This window comes from Phycisphaerales bacterium, assembly GCA_020852515.1.
Taxonomy (GTDB): Bacteria; Planctomycetota; Phycisphaerae; order Phycisphaerales; family UBA5793; genus UBA5793.
This window is the reverse complement of the sequence record JADZAS010000021.1, coordinates 157280-177255: the sequence shown is the minus strand read 5'-3', so window position 1 is coordinate 177255 and position 19976 is coordinate 157280. Positions and strand designations below refer to the sequence as shown.

Here is a 19976-nt window from a genome sequence, read left to right as displayed (position 1 = left end):
GTGGTGGCGGCTACCATTCGTCGTTGGTCAAGCGGACGGCGGCGCTGGCTCTTGGAACACACGTTTCGGCGGCGCGGCCGGCCGCGGAAGGCGGCAACGGCATGAGCAGACCTGATAAACGTACCTGGCCCGTTTTCTTGCCCAGATACGTGACAACAGCCCTCGTAGCCGACAAATAATGGCGAGTACCAACAAAGACTATAGGCGGGCCCGCAAGCGCCTGAGATCCCTGATCGCATGGTTTTTCATAGCATCCGTTCAGGCGGCTTGGGTATTCATTTCATCAATGGCATTTCCGCCAGAGTCAGCCTCCTCCAGCGTGTTGAGTCGAGTAGAGACAATCGACATAGCCATACTGGCGGGCGAATTCATCGCGGCCGCAACCGCTACACTTTGCCTCCTCAGAACAACGAGCTCGACCACGTGCACAATTGGTCTCGCCGTCGTTTTTGTGGCGACTGGAGCACCTCTAGCTGGCCGTTTGCTTCTCCTATTCGCGATCGCGCGAAATTACAATATATATGGCATTGTTAATCTCATGCTCGTCCTTGCGCTTTTGTCTCGCGCTATTATCGTTCTTTACCTTCACTGCCAATTGCGGCAGCTTCCGTCAGTACTTGCGAAGAGACGATCTGTTGCCACGACCACATATCTCTGGCTAGGCGCTGTTGTGGCGAATGCGGGACTTGAATTTCCTTCCGTTTGCGCGGTTCTCTGAGAGAACATTCTGATTGCGGCCAATACACTTTCAGGAGCGCTCTACTGGGCGTGCTTCGCCATTCTACTAGGAATCTTATTGAGGAGTTTGAGGCGATATTGCCCGTATCTCTGCAATGAATGTGGGTATGATCTACGGCACATCTCTGTTGACGGCTGTCCAGAGTGTGGCGCAGCCGCTAAGGTGCCCATGCTTCCTCGGCTATTTGTGGAGCTACACAGTGGTGCGGGCGAAGCCGGAGCAAGCGCTCCGTAGAAGGGAAGAAACCGGGACAGGTACGTTTATTTTCGCCAGAGCATTGCGCTTCGCGGGCGGCGCGGCTGGAACTTCTCTTGCCTCGTATCGCTCGACCGACCCTTGGCGGCTACGTGTACGACGTGCTCCATCGCGGCGTCGATCGCATGGGCACCTTCGCCGGTGGTGGCGGCTACCATTTCTTGTAGGCGAGGCGGACGGCGGCGGCGCTGGGTTTGGAGCACACGTTTCGGCCGCGCGGCCGGCCGCGGAAGGCGGTAACGGCATGAGCAGATCTGATAAGCGTACCTGTCCCGTTTTCTGGCCCGAGGGAGAAGGGGCCGGAGGAGGCGGCGGGCGAGACCAGCGAGTAGCCGGCCAACCCGCCTCGACTATTGACAGCCGCAGCGCCCGCCGCCGCGGCTGTGTCTGCGGGAACGCCCTAGCCTGCAGCCATCAGTACAATGAACATCATGCGCCGGTGGGTACGCCGCATCACGATCTTCCTCCTGCTCGGCGCGATGGTGAACGTCGCGGTGGCGTGGGGTATCGCCTTGAACCAACCACCTGCCGACGGCGGACCCGCGGATTTCCTGTACTCCCACACCGATGAACCTCGCTGGTGCTTTGTTACGCAACGAGCTGCCGGTAGCGAATACGTTCTCGCGGGTAGAACAACATTTGCAGATGTCAGTTGGAAATACGCGCCGCTGACAACTCCATCTTGGAGCATGGTCGCCCAGAAGCCGGTCGCTACGCCGGAAGATGATGACGCATTCTGGTTCGAGACGGCTCGGGGATGGCCGTGGCTTAGCATGGCGGGCCGCGTTCGCATTGCGGAGGACTACAGCGCGAACGAGAGCCGGTTTGCCGCTCTCTTGTCTCAAGGCGACTCGTCGTCTCTGCCTCGATTTCTGCCTCTTCGGCCCTTGCTGCCCGGCTTCGGGGCCAATTCGTTTGTCTACGGTGCGACTCTTTGGGCAGTAGTGGCGGGATCGCTCGCTGGCAGGCGCAGGTATCGAACTCGACGAGGGTTGTGCCCGGCCTGCGGCTACCCACGCGGCAAATCGCCCGTCTGCACCGAGTGCGGCCAACCGCTGGCTACTCCGTCGGCTCGTGCGAGAAGCAGTTGAGGAGGAGAGTCCATGCTGAAGTGGTTCCGCCGGGTTCTCACATTCCTGCTGATCGGCGCGATTCTCAATGTCGGGGTGGCGTGGTGGCTCGGCTGGCGCGTGCTCTATCAGCCTGGCTCGCTCCAAATCATGAACGAACCGATGGAGCCGGGCGAGTTTGTGCCTCAGGAGTTTCCCAACGAGTTGGTCGGTCCGGCCGGCCTGTCGCTCAGCCGCACGCGCCAGTTCGGCGCCGATCACGTGCAGGTGCACAAGGGTCCTTGGACCATGCGCTGGGTTGACGAGCCGGTGATTCCGTTGGACACGCTCTGGCCGCACTGGGGCCCGCTCGCGGGGCGCGATCCGCGCGAGGTCTATGAGTCGATGACGAATCCGATCGGCCACACGGCGCGCGGCTGGCCGATGGTCTCGATGTGGTGCGCGTTCGAGCAGGGAACGCACGGCCCCGTTCAGGGCGGGATCCATCTCGGTCACAAGCAGACGCCGAATACCTTCATCGTCACCGACCTCGTGCTGCCCCTGCGGCCGATCTGGACCGGCTTTGCCGTCAACACGGCCTTCTACGCGAGCCTCGCGTGGATACTCGTTGCCGTGCCGGCAGCATGGCGCCGCCGGCGGCGCATCCGACGCGGCCTCTGGGCAGCCTGCGCCTATCCCATCGGCTCCAGCCGCGTCTGCACCGAATGCGGCGAGCCACTGACAGGCGTGGCGGCCAAGTGATTCGGGCAAGAACACGGGACAGGTACGTTTATTTTCGCTAGAGCATTGCGCTTCGCGGGCGGCGCGGCTGGAACTTCTCATGACTCGCACCGCTCGACCGACCCTTGGCGGCTACGTGTACCGCGTGCCCCCTGTCCCGTTTTCTTGCCCGTCGGCCGCGCGCACGCGCCGAATTGTCAGGTTGCACCTGACCTGCGCATGTTCGGCTCAACAACGGATGGGCGTCGGCGGCAGCGCTCTGCCGCACTCGGTGCACACCGCGCTCGTGCCGATCGGATAGCTGCAGTCCGGGCATCGCCCTCGCTTGAGTCGTCGAGTCCGAATTATCCGTCGCCAGCCATTGAGCACGATTGCAAACACTGCCGCAAACACGAGGGTATCAATGGCGAACCCTGACAAGATCGGCGTGAATGGCAGATGAATCGTTGCGGTGCGGCGCCGGCGAGTCACATCGAACGACCAATACCAACTGAAATGCCACCCGGAATCGCCAAGTGGATCGTTTACCATCCACGAGTTGTAGCCCAATGAGCGCAACGGCAATCCAAAGCGACATCGGTAGGCCGCCGCCCACGAACTCCCGCCGGCCCAGTGCATCGATACAGCATCGGATCCCGCGGGGCAGCTCGGGACGCGACGAACGTAGGCCGGATCATGGGAGACCTTGGGGGCAATCGTGGCTCGCCACCATCGAAGTTCCCGGTTCGTCGCAACAGAATGCTCGCTGTAGTCCCTATCCATCAGCCAGAACCGCACTGCCGGCCCCCATGCGGCCGCGACAGTGAAGATCGCCCCCACCAGCAGGAGTCCGCAGACTCTCAGGAAGACCCAGCAGTTGATCCAGTGGCGCGGCATCGACTCATCCTATCCCTCCTCGCGATGTTCGCCGATCGACGCGCGCCACAAAGGCGCCGATTCCACACGTCGGCCGATAAAGTCGGTAGGTCAGGTGGAACCTGACAGTTGAGCGTGTGTTGGAGTGGTGGGGTTGCGCGTGGCGCGGAGCCGGCGGCGCGGGGACATGGGGTTGATGCGTGAGGGAGCGGTTGCCCTCTCCCTGACTGCCCGTCGGTTGCGCGCACGCGCCGAATTTTGTCAGGTTGCACCTGACCTACGCATGCGCGGGACCGGTATCCCCGATGCATCATTGGCAACCAAACACCGATCGCACCCACCTGCACGCTCGTGGATGCCTGCCCCTGCCTTCGCAGGTGCGGGCTCTGCGCAGGCATGACGGCGCGGGGAATGCGCTGCTCGGGCGGCGAGGGCTGGTGGGTTGGCGAATTGTCAGGTTGCCCTGACCTACGGCTCGTCTCGGCCTTGCGGGTTCGTGATGCATGCGCGGGGTGGGTGATGCTTTTCGGACCCGGCGGCGGGCGGGGCGGGTCGATATCATGCCGCCATGGGTGAAGTGGTCATCGGGATCATCGGCGGCAGCGGGCTGGGCGAGCGGGGAGGAAAACGGAACAGGGGAGGAAAACGGGACAGGTACGTTTATTTTCGCCAGAGCATTGCGCTTCGCGGGCGGCGCGGCTGGTACTTCTCATGCCTCACATCGCTCGACCGACCTTTGGCGGCCACGCCTGCCACGTGCTCCATCGCGGCGTCGATCGCATGGGCACCTTCGCCGGTGGCGGCGGCTACCATTCGTCGTTGGTGAGGCGGACGGAGGCGGCGCTGGGGCCGAAGCATACGTTTCGGCCGCGCGGCCGGCCGCGGAAGGCGGTAACGGCATGAGCAGAGCTGATAAACGTACCTGTCCCGTTCTTTTCCCCCGAGAAAGGGTCGCCCCAATCTTGTTTTGAGCAGAAATGGCTTTAATAAAGCAAACAATTGCGGCCGTATTGTGCGGGGCATTCTTAAACGTCCTGCTGACTTGGACACTGGCGGCGACCGATCCGCTTCCAAAGGACCGGAGTGTTTATCAAAAGGTAATCTCTGGGCATAAAGTGTTTTCACTTTATACCAAGTATCGCGGTACCTATGTATGCTACATATCTGTCGCTGAAGATACAAGCAAGGCACCACTTGCCGAGCGTAATTCAGTTCCGTCAGAAGTGATTTCGGCCCTAGTGGATGATGGCATTCTTCCCCGCGAACTCGAGGGGGCACTATCGTCCTGCGAGACGAGCAGTATTGACGGACAAGGGAAACGTTTCTATTTGCGGCTTACGGCCTACGGATGGCCGTCATTGTCGATGTGGAGTCAGGGCCGCTATGACGCTGGCAGCGCCGCCCCCTTAGGTAGCGCAATCTCGCTTGGCGGCGTTCCCATTCGTACTCAATCGAACACGACGCTTGGCTACCGTGCGTTGCCCTTGAATGTGCTCTTTTATGGCACCTTGCGGAATATCGCGCTGTTTTCAATCGCCATGTACATATTATTGAGACTTAAATGGCTACAAGGCCTGATTAGACGAAGTAGACGTAGGGCAGAGGGACTCTGCGAAACCTGTGGATATCCGCGATGTCGAGAAACGATACGTTGTAGCGAGTGCGGATCCGCGTATCGCGACTCAATAGACTAGACGGCATGAGGCAGAGGAAGAAACCGGAGGGAAGAAAACGGGACAGGGAAGAAAACGGGACAGGTACGTTTATTTTCGCTAGAGCATTGCGCTTCGCGGCGCGGCGCGGCGGCGCTTCACCCGTGGCTACATTCTCTGACCCCGCCGGGGTCGAAGGTTCCGGGGGCAGCATCGAAGACTCGCTTCACGCCCCGGCTACTGACGTTCACGCCTTCGGCGTGCGGCGCGCAGGTCAGGTGCAACCTGACAGTTGGGCGTGTGTTGGAGAAGTGGGGTCGAGCGTGGATCGGCGCGAAGTTGCTTTTTCATAACTTGGCTTCGGGCGGTAGCGGATGCCGTGGTCCAGAGGTGGGCTTGTTGGCCTGAGTCTGGTCGAAGGCTGCGACCGGCGGGTCACGCGTCAGGGCTGTGGAGTTGCAACTTGATTCGTTGGCCGATGGCGCGCTCGCGTGGCCTGCGCTCGCAGAGCCTCGCTTGACCACGGCACCCACGTTCGTGTTCCACGGGATGCGCTTCGCCGCGGCGCGGCGGCGCTTCACGCCCCGGCTACTGACGGTCACGCCTTCGGCGTGCGGCGAGTAGGTCAGGTGGAACTTCGCAGCCGAGTTGTCAGGTTGCACCTGACCTGCGGCTCGTCTCGGCCTTGCGGCTTTGTGATGCGTGCGCGGGGTGGGTGGTTAGCTCTCCAATTTCTTGCGCAGGTAGTCGCTGGTGAGGTGTTTGACGAGGTCGATGGGTTCGCAGGAGTTGTCCGGGCCGTAGTCGATGTCGAGCGGGCCGACGGCTTTGGCGGCGCGGAGGGCGGCCTGGTTGAGCTTCCTGTTTCGCTTGCCGATGCCCAGCAGGGACGTGCCCATGGCCTCGCGCACCCACATGTCCTCATCGCGGATCGTGCGCTCGATGTGGTCGATGCGGGCGAGGCAGAAGGCGTCATCCATGCCCTTGATGTTCTTCTTGGAGAGTTCGTAGAGCAGGCCGTAGCCGCAGCGGCGGCGGTCCACGTCGGGGCTGTCGATCCAGTCGCAGGCGAGTTCGAAAGCGAAGGGAGTTTTGGCGAGCGTGGCGCCGCAGGATGCGAAGACGTGGGCCAGCATGCCGCCGTGCAACTCTTCGACCTGCGCTTCGACCTGCTCGCGCGTGAGTTCTTTGGGATCATCGATGAGCAGGGCGATGACCTTGGCGTCGTAGACGTCGCTTTTCCAGAGTTGCTGGGCGAGCTGGTGGTCGCGGCCGATCTGTTTGGCGAGTTTGCGCAGTTGGGTGAGGCCGATGCCGAAGCTCTTGAGGCCGTGGGTCTTCTCGGCGGGCCTGGATTTCCAGTTGGCGATGCCGCGCTCGTTTTGATGTTCTTTGAGCAGGGCGAGGACTTCGGACTTGGTCATGGGTGGAGTCCTTGGATCGGGACGCTGGTGCGGATGATGTGCGAGACGCGGCGGCGGCGGCGTGGTGTATCGGGCGGCGAATAGCGTGTGCTTACGCGTGCGGCTCGTCACGGCCGGGCAACTTGCCGGCCGCTCGTTCGGCGAGGCATTCGTCGAGGGTCAGGCGCGCGTGGCGGAGGTGCGGGATGACGATGGAGCCGCCTACGACGAGGGCGACGTTCATGGCGTCTTCGATCTCGGCGTCGGACCAGCCGTGGATGACGGCCTGCTCGATGTGGTAGTCGATGCAGTCGTTGCAGCGGAGGACCATGGAGGCGACGAGGCCGAGCAGTTCCTTGGTGCGGCCGGGCAGGGCGCCGTCGCGGTAGGCGGCGGAGTCGAGGTTGAAGAAGCGCTTGATGCCGAGGTGGTCGGTGGCCAGGACGCGCTGCTGGCCGACGGCGCGGTCCTGGCGGAACTGCTGGATGGGGCGATGGGGCATGGGAGGTCCTTTGGCGGAAGTGTAAGGAGGATGGGGTGAAGGGGTGATGCCCGTTCGACTCGCAGAGCCTCGCTCAGGGCGGCGAAGCGCCGGGGTGATGCCCGTTCGACTCGCAGAGCCTCGCTCAGGGCGGCGAAGCGCCGGGGTGATGGGGTGAACCAGACTGACGCGCGAGCGAAGAGTTCGTTTGAAGTTTGAGCATCTCCCGTGATTTGATTCTTCGAGCTCCCCCACCCCGGCCCTCCCCCGCAGAGCCGGAGGAGGGAGCGGTGTTGTCGCTGGCGCTCCCGCGGCGCCGGGTCTGCGCCCTTCGGCGTGGCTCAGGATCTTTGACGGAGCACTGACTCCGGCCTACGTCCTCGCTGGCGTCGGTCTGGTTGAATTGCGTTCGTCCTTGCTGGCGCATCGGTCTGGTTGAATTGCGTTCGTCCTCGCTGGCGCGTCGGGTCTGGCTGAATTGCGTTCGTCCTCGCTGGCGCGTCGGTCTGGTTGTTGAGTTGGCGTACCATTGCGGCATGAATGGGAATCAATCGATTGCGGTGGTCGGGGCGACTGGGGCGGTCGGGCGCGAGATGCTCGACATCCTTGCGGCTGAGGGCGTCGAGGCCGGGCGGGTGCGGGCGTTTGCCTCGCCGCGTTCGGCGGGCCAGCGGCTGGCGTACGGGTCGGGCGAAGTCGCCGTCGAGGCATTCGGCGCCGAGAGCCTGCAAGGGATCGACATCGCGCTGTTTTCGGCGGGCTCGGCGATCAGCAAGCAGTTCGGCCGGGCGGCGGCGGCGCGCGGCACGGTGATCATCGACAACTCGTCTGCGTTTCGGATGGATGCGGATGTGCCGCTCGTGGTGCCGGAGATCAATCCTGAAGCGCTGGAAGGTGCAGACGCATCCCACGATTCGAAGACTCATCGTGGGCGTGTCATTGCCAATCCGAACTGTTCGACGATTATCACGCTCATGGCGGCGACGCCGATTCAGCGGCTGCTGGGCGTGAAGCGGATGGTGGTGAGCACGTACCAGGCGGTGAGCGGCGCGGGGGCGGCGGCGATGGAAGAACTGCGGCGGCAGGCGCGGCAGGTGCTCAACGGCGAGAAGCCCACGTGCGAGGTGTTTGATCAGCCTTGCGCGTTTAACGTCTTCAGCCACAACACCACGATCGGCGAAGACGGATACAACATCGAAGAGACGAAGATGGTCAAGGAGACGCACAAGATCTGGGGCGATGCGTCGGTGCGCGTGACGGCGACGTGCATCCGCGTGCCGGTGTTCCGTGCTCATTGCGCTTCGATCAACCTCACGCTGGCGCAGCCTGTCGATGATCTCAATGCGGTGCGCGAAGCGATCGGCGCGTTCGCGGGTGTGCAGGTGGTCGATGACCGCGCGGCGAATCGTTTTCCGACGCCGCTGGAGGCTTCGGGGAAGGACGGCGTGCTCGTCGGGCGGCTGCGGCTGGACGCTTCACAGGTCGATGAGCAAGGGCGGTGCTGGGGATTGAACCTGTTTGCGTCAGGCGATCAGTTGCGCAAGGGTGCGGCGCTGAACGCGGTGCAGATTGCGAACCTGCTTGGTGAGCACGCGGCGGTTTGAGTTGCAGTGAGTCGTCGTTGCACGTTCGCGTGGCCTGCGCTCGCAGAGCCTCGCTTAGACCACGGCACCCTTTACACCCATAGTCAATGAAAGCACCCCCACCCCTGCCCTCCCCCACAGAGCTGGAGGAGGGAGTGCCAGCTACCACCACTTGACGCACTTCATGCGGCGGGTGAACTCGCCGGGCAGCGGGCCGCGCTTGAGGATGTACAGCGGCAGTTGGGGCGGGCAGAAGAGGCGGACGTCGAAATAGGATTCGCCCAGGCCGCGGCTGATCGTGCCGACTGAGTTGCGGCAGCGGAGAATGCCGCTCGAGTAGCGCAGCGGGATGTTGGAGCTGTTGTGCAGTGGCAGGCCGAGGCGAACCTGGCCGCCGTGCGTGTGGCCGAGCATCGCCCATTGGACGCCGAGTTCGGCACAGGTGATGAGGATGCCCGGTTCGTGGCCGAGGAGGATGCGGTACGATCGGCCCTGCACGCCGGCGCGGTGTTCGAGGTCGCGGGCGTCGATGATGGTCTGCACCAGATCGCAGGGCGTGGAGGTGCCGAGGAAAGTGATGCCGAAATCGGCCAGCACGGCGGCGCGGTGTTCGAGCCAGACCACGCCTTCGATCCGCATGGCCCGGCGTTTGAAGGCTTCAGAGTCGTGGTTGCCGAAACTCGCGTAGCAGCCGATGCGCGGGCGCAGGGCGCTGACGAGGTCGCGCATGACGTGCAGGGCGGCAGGCTCATCGCTGGGCCAGGTCATGTAGTCGCCGGTCATGCAGACGAAGTCGGGCGTGATGCGGCTGCACATGGCGATCACGCGGCGAAACCACGGTCGGTAGCGGCGGATGTGCAGGTCGCTGAGATGCAGGACCGTGCGGCCATCCATCTGAGGCGGCAGGTCGGGCAGGGTGAGTTCGATGCGCTCCGAGACGGGCGGCTCGGGTCGCGGCGGGGAGAGGCTCACGGCGGTCATCGTGGGATGATCGTACGCCCTGGGGCGGCTGGCGGGGTCGGCCGAACAGGGTGGCACCGCGGCGGGAGGGGGCGGAAGTGTTGCCGCAACGCCGCCACGACGCTAGTCTTCTGTTTGCAGGGCGATACAGTCGCCCCGCGGCACACGGCCGCATTTTTGGCCCCGAGGCCGGGGCCGGCATGGCGCGAAACCACGGAGGTTGTCACGATGGCGAAGATGTTCTACACGCTCGACGAAGCCGCCGCCCGACTGGGCAAGTCACCTGACGAAGTGACCAAGATGGCTGCGTCCGGACAGATCCAGGAGTTTCGCGATCGCGACAAACTGATGTTCAAGAAAGAGCAGATTGACCTGCTCGCGGGCGACGACGAAACGGCTGAGCCCATCGGCCTGGCCGACAGCGCCGACAACAAGGCGATTGAAGACAAGGAAGAGTCCGTGCTGGGGCTGATGGACTCGAAGGAGTCCACGGGAATTTCGATTTTCGATTCGGATGATCTTGAAAAGGCCGACCCGAGCGCCGCGACGCAGGTGTCGGATTCGATTTCGCCGGCCGGCTTCAGCCTTGACCCGCACGCATCGGGATCGGGCCTGCTCGATCTCACGCGCGAGGCGGATGACACGTCGCTGGGCGCGGTGCTGGATGACATCAACTATCCGGGCGAGGAAGAGGCGGCGCAGTCGGGCGGGGCATCGGGCCTGTTCGCTTCGCCTGCCGGGGAAGTGGCCGCAGCGCCGGGCGGAGCGATGGTCATGCCCGCGACCGTGGAATACTACGACGGCGCCGGCAGCGGCCTGGCGGTCGGGCTGGCCATCGGCTCGCTCATCTCGCTGGCGATCAGCACGCTGGTTGTGTTCACGGCATTGGTCGGCGACCAGACGGTGGCGGGGATCGCGCAGTCGATCGCCAGCAACCTGTGGATGTACGTGGGCATCTTCGCCGGCGTGACGCTCATCGCGGGAATCATCGGCTGGTTTGTCGGCAAGACGTTCCAGTAATCGGGACGCGATTGCCGCCGGGAAAGACGTCGCGCGGCGTGCGCGAGTCGATGCTGTGCATTGATGGAGTGCAGCGCGATGCCGCTTGCGATGTACGGGTTGCGCGAATGGGGTGTGGCGCTGCTCGTGGCGGCGGCGCTGTCGGTGGGCGCCTGGTGGCTCGGCTGGGGCTGGCTGCTCATTCCCATCTGGCTGATGTGGATGGCCGTGGCCGCGTTCTTCCGGGACCCGATCCGCAACGTGCCCAACGACCTGGAACCGGACGTGTTTCTCGCGCCGGCTGACGGCAAGATCTCCGCCATCGAGCGCGTGGATGAGCACGAGGCGACCGGCGGCGCCCCGGCTGTCATCATCCGCATCTTTCTGAGCGTGCTCGATGTGCACATCAATCGCAGCCCGTGCGCGGCGACTGTTGTGCGTCTGCATCACCGGCCGGGACGCTATCTCGATGCGCGGACCGCCGAATCGGCGCGCGTGAACGAGTCGAATCTCATCATCCTCGATCGCGACGGTGAGACGATCGGCGTGCGGCAGGTCAGCGGCGCCGTCGCGCGGCGCATCGTGTGCCCGCTGCAAGGCGGCCAGCGACTCGAGCGCGGCGAGCGCATCGGCATGATCAAGTTCGGCTCCACCACCGAACTCATCCTCCCCCGGCCAGACCAGGTCGAGGTGCGCGTGCGCATGGGCGAGAAGGTGCGCGGCGGTCTGACGGTGCTGGCGGCCTATACCACCGCATACCGCGACGACGTGCTTTGACGGCGCCATCGACGCGAGCGTCCCGCGCTACTTCAGCGCGTGTTCGAGATCGTGCCAGAGGTCTTCGACGTTCTCGATCCCCACGCTCAGACGGCAGAGGTTGTCATCGATGCCCAGCGCCTTTCGCTTGTCGGGCGGCACGGATGCGTGGGTCATGATCGCAGGATGCTCGATGAGCGACTCGACGCCGCCGAGCGATTCGGCGAGCGAGAAGAGGTGGACGCGCTCGAGGAAGCGGCGGGACTCGTTGAGGCCGCCTTTGAGCCAGATGGTGATCATGCCTCCGCCGGCCGGCTCGCGGTTCAATCGCATCTGCCGGGCGGCGAGATCGTGCTGCGGGTGTGAAGCGAGGCCGGGATACACGATGCGCTCAACGTTTGGATGGGCTTCGAGCCGGCGTGCGATTTCGGCGGCGTTGCGGCAATGGCGCTCCATGCGCACCGCAAGCGTCTTGATGCCGCGCAGTACGAGGTAGCAGTCCATCGGGCCCAGGACTGAGCCGATCGCGTTCTGCATGAAGCGGAGCCGCTCGGCGAGGTCGGGGCGGTTGGTCACGAGGATCCCCCCCACTGCGTCGCTGTGCCCGCCGAGGTACTTGGTCGCCGAGTGCATGGCGATGTCAAAGCCCAGTTCGATCGGACGTTGGAGCATCGGCGAGGCGAATGTGTTGTCGCAGACCGTGATGAGGTTGTGCCTGCGGCCGATCGCGGCGACGGCGGCGAGATCGACGAGTTTGAGCGTGGGATTGGTCGGCGTCTCGACCCAGATGAGTCTGGTGCGATCGGTGATCGCGGCTTCGATGCGGCTCGCATCGGTCATGTCCACGTAGGAGATGCTCAGGCCCTGACTGCGCTCGCGAACGCGCGTCATGAGGCGGTACGACCCGCCGTAGAGATCATCCATGGCGATGACGTGGTCGCCCGAGTCGAGGAGTTCGAGGCAGGTGCCCATCGCGGCCAGGCCGGAGGCGAACGCGAAGCCGCCGTGCGTGACGTCGTTTTCGACCTTGCCGCCCTCGAGCGCTGCCATGCAGCGTTCGAGCGCGTAGCGCGTGGGGTTGTGCGAACGGGAATACTCAAAGCCCTTGTGCACGCCCGGGCTCTGCTGCACATAGGTGCTGGAAAAACTGACGGGCGGCATGACGGCGCCGGTATGCGGATCAGGCGCCTGCCCGCCGTGAATGACTTGCGTTTCCAGTTTCATGATTGTTTCCTGCGGTTTCGTTCGACCAATGGTCACCACAAAGGGCACGAAGAGCACAAAGAGGGCACAAAGGAGCGATCAGTTCAGAGAACCAGCCGGCGAATCCCATCCTTGATCCGAAGTACGTTGAAGTTGATCAGCAGCGCGAGGCGAAGTCCGGTGATGCGCAGGTAGGTCAGCGTCTGTGCTTCGTGGATCGCGTGTAGGGCGTCCACCGACTTGAGTTCGACAATCAGATGCTCGTTCACGACAAGGTCCGGTTTCAGGCAGGCGTCGAGCCGCTCGCCGTCATAGAAGATTGGAACCGCTTCCTGCACGGCGAAGCGAATTCCGCGCTTGCGAAACTCATGGCACATGCACGTTTGATAGACACTTTCGATCAGCCCCGGCCCCAGGTGGCGATGCACGGTCAGCGCCGAGTCGACGACGACGCGCGCCGACTCCTCTACTTCCGGCTCAAGAGGCTCATAAGTCCTCATGCAGCTCTCCCCCGAGTTCGATTGCATCCACTTCGTGCCCTCTTTGTGCCTTTGTGCCCTTTGTGGTAAACCTTGAGCATTCAAATTTCTACGACTGCAGCGCTTGTCTTCGGAGGTAGTTGAGCAGGTCGATCTGGGTGATGAGGCCGTAGTACTGTTCGGCGTCGGCGATGAGGGCCACCTTGCTCGCGCGGAAGATCGGCACCAGCGAGCGGATGTCGGCGCGCGGCGGCAGGGTCTCGAGGCGCGTGACCATGAAGTCCCCCACCGACCTTTTGAAGTTTGCCGGGTCGGTGTTCACCGCCAGCAGCAGGTCCGACTCGTCGATGATGCCCACGATCTGCCGGTCGCGGATCACCGGCACCTGGCTGATGCCGTACAACTTCATCCGGCCATGCGCCACGGCCAGCGTGTCGGTCGGCGAAACGGTGAAGTCTTCCTGATCGAGGTGGCGACGCTGAATGAGATCGCGCAGGTCGCCGAACTCCTCGCGCCGGATGAAGCCGTTCTCGATCATCCACGAATCCGAGAACATCTTATTGAGGTATTTGTTGCCCGTGTCGCACACGAGCACGCACACGCGCTTGGCGCTCTGCTGCGCCCGGCAGTACTTGAGCGCGCCGGCGAGCAGCGTGCCCGACGATGAACCCGCGAAGACGCCCTCGGTCCGCAGCAGATGCCGAGCAGCGTGAAACGCCTCGGCGTCGGTCACTTCGTACGCATCGGTAACAAGGTCAAGATCGAGAATGGACGGGACGAAGTCTTCGCCGATGCCTTCCACGAGCCACGAGCCCGGCTCAATCATCTTGCCGGTCTTCACGAGCGGCGCGAGCACCGAGCCCTTCGGGTCGGCGAGCACGATGTCGATCTTCGGGTTCTTCTCTTTGAGGTACTTTCCTGTTCCGCTGAGTGTGCCGCCTGAGCCGACGCCGAACACGACGGCGTCGATGTCCCCTTCCAACTGTTCCCAGATCTCGGGCCCGGTCGTTTCGTAATGGGCCTGGGCGTTGGCGGGATTGCCGAACTGGTTGACATAGAAGCCGCTTTCTTCGTCGGCGATGCGCTGGGCGAGATCCTGGTAGTAATCGGGATGGCCCTTGGCGACGTCGGACCGGGTGAGCACGACCTGCGCGCCGAGGGCTTTGAGGTGGTCGATCTTCTCCTGGCTCATCTTGTCGGGCATGACGACTTTGACCCGGTAGCCGCGCAGGCAGCCGACGAGGGCCAGTGCGATGCCGGTGTTGCCGGCGGTGGCTTCGATGATGAGTCCGCCGGGCTTGAGTCGGCCATCCTGCTCGGCCTGCTCGATCATGCGCCAGCCCATACGGTCCTTGACGGACCCGCCGGGGTTGGTGTATTCGAGTTTGCCAAAGAGCCGGCATGGCCCGGTGTCGAGGCGGCGAAACTCGAGCATGGGCGTGTTGCCGATCATCTCCAGGACATCGCCAAAGACCGGTGCGCGCTGCGTTTTGCTGCTCATGGGAGCATCGTAGCGGGGTCTCACGCGGTGGAGCCGCAACGATCGGTCCAGTCCGGATCCGCGGCCTGATTCAGGGTGAATTGCCCGACACCGCCGACGGCCCTTGACAGATCGGGCGAATTCTGGTACTTTGCACCGACGCGACCGGGCTGCAACGCGTGTTGCCGGTCCGGGGGCGGGGGCAAATCACAGGAGAGAGATCATGAAACACCTGGCTCTGGCGACCGTGGCTCTGGCTGCCATCACCTCTGCGGCGCAGGCGCAGATCGTGGACCTCGTCGCGGTCGATTCCAAGTGCATCTCATCGACCAATGAGAACTGGAATGACAATCGCCTGCGCGCGTACTGGAACAGTCGCTTCGTTGACGGCTTCCTGAAGTTCGACTTCAGCCAGATTCCCAGCGGCGCGCAGATCATCGCCATGAACCTTCGCACGTACCACGAGGAGGGATTCAACAACCCGTACAGCGATCCGCAGGTTCAGCTCTACCGCGTTTCGGACGACTCGTGGTCGCGCGGGCCGACGAACCCGCACCCGGGCCTCGGGGAGACGATTTCCGCGGTCTACAACAACTTTCCTTCCGGCAGCCTGATCCCGTTCGACTGGGAGATCGACGTCGGCGCCGCCGACTGGTCGGCGGACATCGCCGACGGCTACCTGACCATCGTGATGCGCAACATTCAGACCTCCTACAGCTACGTCTACTGGCACGGGGCCGACGCGAGCCCGCAGCCGCCCGTGCTCACCGTCGAGTATTCGACGGAAGGCGTGTCGCTGCGCGTCACCGGCACATGTCCAGGGCAGATCACGCTCAGTTGGAACGGAGCCACGGCCAATCGGCAGATGGGCGTGGTCTTCTCCCGCATGACCGGGTCCTACGTGATTCCAAACGGCCCGTGTGCCGGCACCCAATTGGGACTCGGAACGAACCAACTCCAACTGGCGCGGACCATCGGCACCGGCGCCAATGGCAGCGGCCAGGTGAACGGTAACATCGGCACGGGCGCGTGCGGCGGCTACCTGCAACTGGTGGTCGTCGATTCGCCGTGCGACACGAGCAACGTCGTGCAGTTGCCGTAGTGTGGCGCTTCCTGTTGAATTGAATTCATCAAGAAAGGGACGGCTCATTCGAGCCGTCCCTTGTCGTTTCGTTGGTGTGCGGGCGCTCAGGGATAGGCGAAATCCACGCGATTGCTCGTGCGGCAGGAACTGTACTCGAGCGCCTGGTATCGGATGGTCCGGCCGTGCGCCGCCGGCGAGGTGAAGCCCACGACGCTGGCGCGGCCGCTGGGGTCGGCAGTCATGGTTGCACCCAATCGCACGCTATTCATGTCAAGCACGAGGCCCGGGCAGCCGGGTACGTTGGTCGAACCCGCGCGCAGACTCCAGTAGAGCCGAATGGTCGCGCCGGGCGTGGCGCCGTAGACGGTGAAGCGGTTGTTGGCGCCGGCGACGCCGGGGTCAGGCCCGTAGAGCGGCAACTGCTTGACGGGCGGCGTGAGCAGGTGGCTGTCGGCGGAGGTGTCTTCGACAACCACTTGGCCGACGCCGTTAACACCTTCCGCCCGGTCCATGCTGGGGCTGCCGCCGGGGAGAAAGTTGTTGATGTCCTGGATGGTGTTGTTGGCGCCGACCCAGCGGACGGCGCGCGGCAGGGTGCGCGGCGAGATGCCGCACATCTGGCCGAAGATGTTGATGTCCAGGGCGATGCTGTAGGAGTTCTGGAGCGTGCCGACGTCCATCATGACGCCATTGGACCATTTGAAGGCGCGGGTGACGGAGTTGCCCGAGAGGTAGGAGTCGCCGCTGATCTCGCTCTTGTCGTTGATGGCCCAGGCGTGGCCGAAGGTGCCGCCGAGCGACCCGAGGTTCTGCACCCCGCCGTTCTCGAACTTGACGGGATGGCGGACGAAGGCGCCGGCGGGACCGTCATCGGAGTAGCCGCAGGCGACACCGTAGTTGTTGATGTCGTAGGCGTAGGAGTGGGTGTCGCCGCCGGGCAGCACGCCGAGGTCGACGATGCCGCCGCTGTTAGGCCAGAGTGCCGCGTGCCGAATGGGGTAGCCGTTGGGATCGGTGCCGCCGGTTTCGGAGTAGCCGACGATGTCGCCGTGTTCGTTGATGCCCAGGGCGCCGCTCTGGTTGCCGCCGAGGTTGGGGAGTTGGATGATGACAGTGCCGACCCACTTGACAGCTCGTCGATGGCCGGAGGAATTGGTGGCGATGCCGCACACCGTGCCGGTGTTGTTGATCGCCCACGCCTCGCTGTCGCCCCCTCCCGATAGTGTGCCGAGGTTGAGGCTGCCGGTGCTGGGCGACCACTTGTACGCGCGCATGTTGGAAAATCCGCTCGTGAACGATCGGCCGACGACCTGACCGAGTTCATTGACATCGGCGACGTAGGTCTCCGCTCCGCCCAGCGAAGGGATCTGGGTGCGGATGTAGTTCTGCGCGAGGCTCGGGGCGGCGGCGAGCGCCAGGCAGGCCGCGGCGGACGCGAGCGCGATGCGCGTGCGGTTGATGAACCGGAAGAATCTCTCTCTCATGATCTTTCTACTCCTCATTGGCAATGGATTTACCTCGCAGCAGTCGCGCTGCGCGGACGTCAGTGGTGACTCGGCTCGGCGACCGGCCGGGTTCATGAGCAGTGTAGTCCTGCACGCGCCGACCAGTGAGTGGCTCTCGCGCGGCCGATCAGGTTCGGTCAGTGTTAATCGCCCTTGCTGTGATCATCATCCGACCACGCGGGCTCGATCGTCGCCGTCATCGATCCCTTGCAGCGGGCCAGGAGAATGTCGGCCCCGTAGTTGAGGATCTGGTCGCGCTTGAACTCGGCCCGCTCCTTGTGGCAGGTGTCGCAGATGACGCGGCCCTGCGTATCGACCTGCTGCGCCATGCGGAAACTCTCCTCGAAGCCCTTGATGAACAGGTGCTGGAGCATGCGCATGACGTAGATGTACGTGTGGTCGTTGTCATCGTGCAGCACGACGTGCCACAGCGGCGGCTGCTTGACCTCGCGCCTGGCTGCTGATGCGGGGCGAGTCTGCGTGCGTTCGACAGTTGCCGTTTCACCCATGTCTGGAATGTACCAGATTGGACTGCGTTGTGCAAGCGTTTTGTGGGCAGCTGGGCCAAGATTCTCGCCCTCACCCGCCTGCTCCGGCGGTTCAGACGCGGCAGGGCTCAGTCGGGCCGTGATCGCTCGGCGGAATCCCGAATCAGTGCGACCAGGCGCGGGTCGGCGGCGGCGTTCCGGTCGGCGATGGGCACGAAGCGCTTGGACTTGCCGCTGCCGCGGAGAAGCCCGTGCGGGTCGTGCAGCTCGGCGCCGAGGATGAAGCCAAGCGTGACCTGCCCGCGCTTGATGTCGATCATGCAGATGTTGCCGCCGATCGAGCCGAAGGGCGCATCGAGGTGGAAGTAGGACAGCGCGCCGAACTTGATCGCCTCGGCGGCCTGCGGGGCCGCGCGCAGCACGACACGGCGCAAATGCTCAACGAGCCGGCGCGTCGCATCCGATTCGAGCAGCAGGTGGTCGCGGAGTTGATCAGCGGCGAGGCGAGGCGGAGGCATGTTGATCTGTTTCGTGCGATGGATGGCTGGTTGGATGGTGCGCCGCGGGACTGGCGGCTCGGGGTTCGGCGCGGGCCGCCGCCTCGCGCGTCTGGCCGCACTCAGGGCAGCGGTCGATTCTCTCGCTCAAGCCGCGCAGTTCGTAGCCGCAGTTGATGCACAGGTCGTAGCCGGCGGCGCGCATGGCGCGGCGGATCGGGCGAACGTAGAGCGAGCGGTACATCCAGGCGCACCACGGCCAGAAGACCAGCACCAGAATCACGTAGGCAAAAGCGGTGGGCCCGGTCCGTCCTGCGTAGCCGAGCCACCCGAGCATCGGCTCGATGAGATTGAAACCCACAAGGAGCGGAAGCAGGATCAGCGCCGTGCGCCCCAAGAAAGCGCCCGCGGGCAGGTACCTGGCGTGGGCGATGCTGGAGAGCCGAAACTGCTCGCGCCGCGGGATGTGGTACTGCGGATCGGTGAAATTGCCCAGCAGCCAGCGGAGGTGCATCGGTGGAGTTTACACGGCAGGAACCAGACCGACGCGCCAGCGAGGACGAATGGTTCTCGACCTACGTTACATGGCTTGTAAGCCAAGGGGGCGGAAACTGCGTGCTTTGGTCGGCCGCGACCTACAGTCTCGCATGCGGCGATCCCAAAGCTCGAGCTTCTGGGTCCGCGACACGCCATGAAGTTGTGCGCCTGCTGGGTTTCCAAACAGCCAGCGGAGATTCATCGATCGAGTCTACGCGGGAGGAACCAGACCGACGCGCGAGCGAGGACGATTCAAACCGGCATCAGTCTCGGCGCTATGAGACGATGCCCTCCTCCCATTGCGGTACCATCAGGTGATGTCGGCACCTCTGGCCTACTTCATCTCCTGGACTACGAAGGGAACGTGGCTGCACGGGGATGAACGTGGGTTCGTCGAGCGAGGCAAGGCGGGAATACAGGAACCCGACAGACTTCGCAACGAGCGGGAGTATCTGGCGCTTCGCGATGAGGCCGTCCTCCTCGGCGACGATCAGCGCCGACTGGTCCATCGGACGATCGCGGCCCATTGCAACATCCGCAAGTGGAAAGCGCTGGCCGTCAATGTGCGAACGAATCATGTGCATGTGGTTGTAAACGCATCCGACGCGGCGCCGGAGACCGTGATGGAGCAATTCAAGGCGTGGTGCTCGCGGCGTCTGAACGAGATGTCCGGACACTCTCGCAAGTGGTGGACCCCGCACGGCTCGACACGATGGATCAATGACGAAGCGAGCCTGGAGGCGGCGATCGAGTATGTGCTCAATCGCCAGTAGGAGGCTCAACGGCGAAGATCGCTCGATGGTGATCCTCCTCGCTGGCGCGTCGGTCTGGTTTCGGGTGTGTCTCAGAAGCTCTGGATCAGACTGACGCGACCGCAAAGAGGATCGTCGTGGGTTTGGTACTGTATTCGTCCTCGCTGGCGCGTCGGTCTGGTTGGGTGCTTCATTCGCCCTGCCAGTTAAGTTGCCATGACACGCCGAAGCAATCGGCGCACCAGGCGAATCTGGCGCTGAAGCCGTAGTTGTTCGGCGGCATCACGACCTTGCCACCTTCGCCTATGGCTGCAAACAATCGATCAAACTCGGCGTCCTCTTTGCACTCCGTGAACAGCGAGATCGAGGGCGTAAAGGTGAAGTCGTGCTTGGCCGGGCTGTCGATGGCCATGAATGACCGGCCGTCGAGTGTGAAGATGGCGCGGGTGACCGATCCCTCCGAACCGGGTGCTGACGA

At 63.6% G+C, this 19976-nt stretch carries 17 protein-coding genes; 6 read left to right on the top strand and 11 right to left on the bottom strand.

The window, feature by feature from the left end; genetic code table 11:
* Nucleotides 1-2097 precede the first annotated feature (2097 nt).
* Nucleotides 2098-2805, top strand: coding sequence for a hypothetical protein (locus tag IT430_14885; protein ID MCC6909225.1), 708 nt, complete (start codon nt 2098-2100; stop codon nt 2803-2805).
* Nucleotides 2806-6010: 3205 nt separating this feature from the next.
* On the opposite strand, the gene IT430_14880 is transcribed toward IT430_14885, so the two are convergent.
* Both IT430_14880 and IT430_14875 read right to left on the bottom strand, forming a co-directional pair.
* The gene (locus IT430_14880) at nt 6011-6715 is read right to left on the bottom strand and encodes a DNA alkylation repair protein (protein ID MCC6909224.1); all 705 of its coding nucleotides are present in this window, start codon (nt 6713-6715) and stop codon (nt 6011-6013) included.
* A 91-nt stretch (nt 6716-6806) separates the two neighbouring features.
* Nucleotides 6807-7196, bottom strand: coding sequence for a carboxymuconolactone decarboxylase family protein (locus IT430_14875; GenBank protein ID MCC6909223.1), 390 nt, complete (start codon nt 7194-7196; stop codon nt 6807-6809).
* A gap of 515 nt (nt 7197-7711) precedes the next feature.
* Here IT430_14875 and IT430_14870 point away from each other — a divergent pair.
* Nucleotides 7712-8779, top strand: coding sequence for an aspartate-semialdehyde dehydrogenase (locus IT430_14870; GenBank protein MCC6909222.1), 1068 nt, complete (start codon nt 7712-7714; stop codon nt 8777-8779).
* A gap of 141 nt (nt 8780-8920) precedes the next feature.
* Here IT430_14870 and IT430_14865 read toward each other — a convergent pair whose 3' ends face one another.
* Nucleotides 8921-9739, bottom strand: a complete 819-nt coding sequence (locus tag IT430_14865; GenBank protein MCC6909221.1) for a metallophosphoesterase — start codon at nt 9737-9739, stop codon at nt 8921-8923.
* A 207-nt stretch (nt 9740-9946) separates the two neighbouring features.
* Here IT430_14865 and IT430_14860 point away from each other — a divergent pair, with 207 nt between their 5' ends.
* Together IT430_14860 and IT430_14855 are read left to right on the top strand one after the other, a co-directional pair.
* Complete coding sequence (locus IT430_14860) at nt 9947-10738, top strand: helix-turn-helix domain-containing protein (protein MCC6909220.1); 792 nt, start codon at nt 9947-9949, stop codon at nt 10736-10738.
* A gap of 78 nt (nt 10739-10816) precedes the next feature.
* Nucleotides 10817-11494 (top strand): phosphatidylserine decarboxylase family protein, encoded by a 678-nt coding sequence (locus tag IT430_14855; protein MCC6909219.1) that lies wholly within the window; start codon nt 10817-10819, stop codon nt 11492-11494.
* Between the two features lie 27 nt (nt 11495-11521).
* On the opposite strand, the gene IT430_14850 is transcribed toward IT430_14855, so the two are convergent.
* From IT430_14850 to IT430_14840, 3 genes are all read right to left on the bottom strand, one after another.
* Complete coding sequence (locus IT430_14850) at nt 11522-12697, bottom strand: PLP-dependent transferase (protein ID MCC6909218.1); 1176 nt, start codon at nt 12695-12697, stop codon at nt 11522-11524.
* A gap of 83 nt (nt 12698-12780) precedes the next feature.
* Nucleotides 12781-13176 (bottom strand): GxxExxY protein, encoded by a 396-nt coding sequence (locus tag IT430_14845; GenBank protein MCC6909217.1) that lies wholly within the window; start codon nt 13174-13176, stop codon nt 12781-12783.
* 88 nt (nt 13177-13264) lie between these two features.
* Nucleotides 13265-14656: a pyridoxal-phosphate dependent enzyme gene (locus tag IT430_14840; GenBank protein ID MCC6909216.1), complete on the bottom strand. Its 1392-nt coding sequence runs from the start codon at nt 14654-14656 to the stop codon at nt 13265-13267.
* Nucleotides 14657-14858: 202 nt separating this feature from the next.
* On the opposite strand from IT430_14840, the gene IT430_14835 reads away from it, so the two are divergent.
* Nucleotides 14859-15737 carry a hypothetical protein gene (locus IT430_14835; protein MCC6909215.1) on the top strand — a complete coding sequence of 293 codons (879 nt, stop codon included), beginning with the start codon at nt 14859-14861 and terminating at the stop codon, nt 15735-15737.
* An 86-nt stretch (nt 15738-15823) separates the two neighbouring features.
* On the opposite strand, the gene IT430_14830 is transcribed toward IT430_14835, so the two are convergent.
* The 4 genes from IT430_14830 to IT430_14815 all read right to left on the bottom strand — a co-directional run bounded on the left by IT430_14830 (nt 15824) and on the right by IT430_14815 (nt 18723).
* Entirely contained in the window at nt 15824-17203 is a 1380-nt protein-coding gene (locus IT430_14830; protein MCC6909214.1) for a hypothetical protein, read from the bottom strand.
* A gap of 164 nt (nt 17204-17367) precedes the next feature.
* The gene (locus IT430_14825; protein MCC6909213.1) at nt 17368-17733 is read right to left on the bottom strand and encodes an ATP-dependent Clp protease adaptor ClpS; all 366 of its coding nucleotides are present in this window, start codon (nt 17731-17733) and stop codon (nt 17368-17370) included.
* Between the two features lie 107 nt (nt 17734-17840).
* Nucleotides 17841-18230: a DUF1801 domain-containing protein gene (locus IT430_14820; GenBank protein MCC6909212.1), complete on the bottom strand. Its 390-nt coding sequence runs from the start codon at nt 18228-18230 to the stop codon at nt 17841-17843.
* Nucleotides 18205-18723, bottom strand: a complete 519-nt coding sequence (locus tag IT430_14815; GenBank protein ID MCC6909211.1) for a hypothetical protein — start codon at nt 18721-18723, stop codon at nt 18205-18207. Before IT430_14815 ends, IT430_14820 begins: the two co-directional genes overlap by 26 nt.
* A gap of 340 nt (nt 18724-19063) precedes the next feature.
* Here IT430_14815 and IT430_14810 point away from each other — a divergent pair, with 340 nt between their 5' ends.
* Nucleotides 19064-19519 (top strand): transposase, encoded by a 456-nt coding sequence (locus tag IT430_14810; GenBank protein ID MCC6909210.1) that lies wholly within the window; start codon nt 19064-19066, stop codon nt 19517-19519.
* Between the two features lie 169 nt (nt 19520-19688).
* On the opposite strand, the gene IT430_14805 is transcribed toward IT430_14810, so the two are convergent.
* On the bottom strand, nt 19689-19937 hold the full coding sequence (locus IT430_14805; GenBank protein ID MCC6909209.1) for a VOC family protein: 249 nt from the start codon (nt 19935-19937) through the stop codon (nt 19689-19691).
* Nucleotides 19938-19976 lie beyond the last annotated feature (39 nt).